The sequence below is a fragment of the Marinospirillum sp. genome (genome assembly GCF_014859565.1).
In genome coordinates, this window is sequence record NZ_JACUUA010000249.1 from 1 (window position 1) to 4,419 (window position 4,419).

The 4,419-nt window shown below is 48.7% G+C and carries 4 protein-coding genes; all 4 read left to right on the forward strand.

Annotated elements, in window-relative coordinates:
* On the forward strand, window positions 1-188 hold a 188-nt coding region (locus IBX50_RS17585; protein WP_292257600.1), incomplete at its 5' end, for a hypothetical protein.
* Window positions 185-1,060 (forward strand): hypothetical protein, encoded by an 876-nt coding sequence (locus IBX50_RS17590; protein WP_292257601.1) that lies wholly within the window; start codon window positions 185-187, stop codon window positions 1,058-1,060. The genes IBX50_RS17585 and IBX50_RS17590, both read left to right, overlap by 4 nt.
* Before the next feature lie 11 nt (window positions 1,061-1,071).
* Window positions 1,072-1,779, forward strand: a complete 708-nt coding sequence (locus IBX50_RS17595; protein WP_292257602.1) for a hypothetical protein — start codon at window positions 1,072-1,074, stop codon at window positions 1,777-1,779.
* A 10-nt stretch (window positions 1,780-1,789) separates the two neighbouring features.
* Window positions 1,790-4,419 (forward strand): hypothetical protein (locus tag IBX50_RS17600; protein ID WP_292257603.1); only part of this gene is annotated, 2,630 nt, incomplete at its 3' end.

Genomic DNA, 4,419 nt, shown 5'->3' on the forward strand with positions numbered 1-4,419 from the left:
TTGAGCCTGAAGGCTTTGATGAGTACGATCAGTTGAACAAAAAAATCAAAGACTTTGACCTTGCACCTGAAGCAGAAAAGGCTGCATCAGCTCATAAGCCCTCGAAAGAGGGCTTGTCCTTCAGCAAATTGGAATCTCGCTTGAATCAACTCGAAAACCAGTCTGCGACAAGAAGGGAAAAACCGTGACTAAACGCTTTACACTTGCCCTGGTGGAACACCAAGGCCACCTTTATTCTTTTGAGAAAACCAGCAGCAGCGCTGAGGTTAGCTGGGAAAACCTATCGGTTAAAGGTGAGAGCGCCTGGCCTGTGCAGGGAGACCACAGTTGGCATCTGGTTTTACAAGAAATCAATGGCCAGCTGAACCTTAGCTCCAAACTGGCTGAGTGCTGGATTTACTGGTTCGTAGAAGACACTTCACAAGCAGCTATGCAGCGCTTGCAAAGCCTGCACGGTGAATTTGATATACGCCATTGGAGCCTGTTGCATTGGCAGGGATTGCAAGAGCTTGGCTTGATTGGAGAGCAGGATGCTAAACAAGCATTAAACCTTTGGATAGCCAATCAACTGACCAACCTGCTAGCACCTACACCAGAGCTACCAGAATCAAAAGAAGAAACACCAGAAAACTCAGCCGAAGCAGATTTGATTGAACGCTTGGCTCAAGAAAAGCAGCAGCTGAAAAAAGAAAAAAAACAGTTGGAAAAACAACTGCAAAATCAGCAAGAACAACTGGACTACCTTAAAAACCGCCTTGAAAACCTGGCAACAGCGCAGATGGACATAGACACACTGACTCTCTACCTGCCAGTTTTATACAAAAACTTCTGGGGTCAAATCCGACCCGATGAGCTGGCACTGCTGGCTGGCTCTTTGCAAATTCCAGAGATCACCTCCCCTGCACGTGAACCGGACAGCGGTGTATTACAGGTTATGAAAAAGCGCTTGCAAAACATGCCGCCAGAGCAGCAAGACCAGTTACGTCAATTCTGCCTACAACTGCCCCACGCGCCGCAGCCCCGCCCGGAAATGGCTTTCTTTTTTGAAGCAGACCACTGAAGGAAGATCCCGTGAAGTCAAAGGACAAAGAAAAACGCCTTGAAAAGCTAACTAAAGAGAGTTCATTACCTGAAAAGCTCACCTACACTGATCTACTTCTACTCTTAGAGCAGGATGAGCAAGTACAAAGCTTGATTCGTCAGCTGGCATTAACCGCTGATCAGCCTCCTGTACCAGAATCGTCTGCTCAAGATGAACAAACAGAAATGCAGGGCAGCGACCCTATTCTGGCCGAAGCGGAACCCGTGCCTGAACCAGTTACCGAACCTCAACCTCCCACTGAGGCAGAGCTTTTTTATGCTGCACTTACTCCCCAGCTTGAGTTTTTACAAGCGGTGCAAGCCGATCAGGAAATTGCTGCTATATGGCTAAAAGAAGACGAAACCCAGGCACAATCCTTGGTACGGCTCTTGGCACGTGCCAGTCAGTGGGATCAGCTGATAGAGCTTTGGGATGTATTCGCCAGCCGTTGTAAGAAGCAGGAAAGGGCGCTTACTGCCAGCGAAAAACAACTCCTGCTACACAGCCTCGCCTGTTACAACCTGACACTGAATAGCCGCCAGGCTGAACTAATTTGGCCAGAATGCCCAGCCGTTTTTGATCATCAACAACATACCCGTGGCACCCCGCAAGGGGAAAAAGTCATCGCTGTTTGGCTACCGGGATTAACCAATGCCGCTGGTAAGCTACAAAAGAAACCCCTGGTAGCCACACAATAAGGAATTTCGCATGAGCAAGACCGCCAACTCACTCAAAAGCCTTTTAGAGCAAAAAACCGGCCTGCAACTGGATGCTTTACCCAGTTTTTTACGCGATGGTCTACTGCAAGGGGCGCAAAAAAATCTGGCGCAACTGCAACAAAAACTAAAGCAGGAACGCTTTTATTGGTTAGTGGATGAGCAAAGTAGCCTGTTTTTGCTCGACACCAGCAATTTCTTAATTTGGCAAGCCCAGCCAGATTTTAACAAACAACTCAACAAGGATGATGCCAGTCGAGAGTTAACTAGCATCAATTGGTTAGGCAAAAGCAACTGGCGCCTGGGTATGCGGGAAGAATTTTGGAGTTTTGTAAATGGCACCACAAACCCGTTGCGCAAAGGTCGAGATTATCGAATATTTGATGTTGACTACTGGGTTACAAATGAAGGGCGTGTTGATGATAAAATTAACCCTAGTGCCGACTTAAGTGGTAGCAGTTATTTTATAGCCACGAATAGTCACTATCAAAATAAAGCAGCAACTCTGGTGAGGGACTGTTTACAACATGGCTGGAAGCTATTTTCGGTGGCGCTTCACCCTGCAATCCAAGAAAGCCTTCTCAAAGCTTATGAGCAAGCTAAACCATCAAATACTGATACAGTTGTTAGTATTGGATCAATAATTGCAGCCCAGAAGAACAAAGAAAATAAAAAAATCCAAGCCAACTTTACCAAGCTCAATCAACAACTGGCAGCAACCCCTTCGGAGCTGGATCAACTCACGGAAGGGCTGCTAGATAGCAAAAAAACTCTAATCACCCTAGATAGCCAAACCAGCCCGCTACCTGAACTTACCTTCAGCCAACTGACTGATCCCCATAAAGGTATCTGGGAACTTTGGGGGCAAGACTCTAAACTGACTGAGCTGCTGGGCGCACGCCCACGCAACCCTGTTGAAGATATTAAAACCTGGCCAGTCGCCATTGATTTTGGCACCAGCAGTACCGTAGTGGCCTATGAAGAACAAGGCCGCAAAAAACTGCTGCGAATTGGTGTGAAAGATTTTAACAGTTCTGTACAGCAAGCCCATTTTGAAAACCCCACTGTTTTAGAACTGGTTAACCTGCCTGCCGCTTTACAACCCTGGCAAAGTACCTCTTATCGCCCGCGCTTGCAGTGGGGGGATCTACGTTGCTCCCATGAAGCCCTTGCCAGCTTACGGGATAACGAAGGGGATACCGGGGTCAGCGCCAGCATTTTGAGTAAAATTAAGCACTGGGCACTCAGAGAAAGCAGCGATCTAAAAGTCAAAATTTCCGATCAGGTCAACCAAACCGAAATCGAGCTTGCGCCCCTGACCTTGCGTAACCCCACCAAAGGGCAAGCCTTACAGGTCAGTAGTGAAGACCCCTTCGACCCCATTGAAGCCTATGCCTATTTCCTGGGTCTGGCGATTAACTGGCGGCAGCGCGGGATATTCCTTAAATACTACATGACCTTTCCTGTTGCCTATCCCCAACTGGTTAAAGATAAAATCTTGGCATCTTTCCGCCGTGGTTTGCAACGAAGCCTTCCAGAACCATTGATTGCTCAACAGGAATTTGACCAGTTCAGTGTGGAAGAACGCGCCTCAGAACCAGCCGCCTTTGCCGCCACTGCCTTGCCGCATTTTGGCATTCAGCCCACCCCAGAAGGCGAAGCCTATGCAGTATTCGATTTTGGTGGTGGCACCACAGATTTCGACTTTGGCCTTTACCGCGAACCCAATGCTGAAGAAGAGGACTCAGGCTATGAAGAAGTGCTGGAGCATTTTGGCGCTTCCGGTGATAAATTCCTTGGCGGAGAAAACCTGCTTGAACACCTGGCCTATGAAACCTTCAAGGCTAACCTGGATCTTTGCCGCGAGAAAAAAATTGCCTTTACTTGCCCGCTGGATGGCCAGGACTTCCCCGGCTCGGAATTACTGCTGGATAAAACCCGTGCCGCCTTCACCAATACCCAAATGCTGATGACCCGCCTGCGCCCCTATTGGGAAAAGCGCGAGCAGAATTCTCAAGGCATTGAAAAAATCAAACTGATCAACCGTGCCGGTGAAGAGGTGAACTGCGAACTGCAAATGCCCTATGAGCGACTGGAAGCCTTTTTGAACCAGCGCCTGACTCAGGGAGTAAAAAACTTTTTTACTGCTCTGCATAAGGCTTTTAGCGAAGCGGAACTCAGCCCGCAAAAAATCCACGTCTTTCTGGCCGGTAATGCCAGCCTCTCACCCCAAGTGCAGGCTTTATTTGGGCTAGAGACCAAAAGCAAGGATACAGAAGCCAGTCAGCAGCAGCCCAGCAGTATCATTAGCGACTGGCAACGCAAGCTTTTTGGTGAGCAACTGCCTGAGTTTCAGATGTATGCGCCCATTACTGAAAGCCCAGAAGACCCTTACCAAGCCACCACCAAAACCGGTGTGGCCCTCGGACTATTGGATCTCTGTCCAGGATCGCCCGTTGCCATCGTTAACCGTGCCGCTATCAAAAGCCAAGGCGAAGCACCCTTTGATTTCTATGTAGGCAGTATTCGTCGCCGCCAGTTCAAGCCTGCACTTAAACGCCATGCCGCTTATGGCGAATGGCAAGAAGCTGGCCCCGTGCGCGAAAACACCTTTACCCTGGT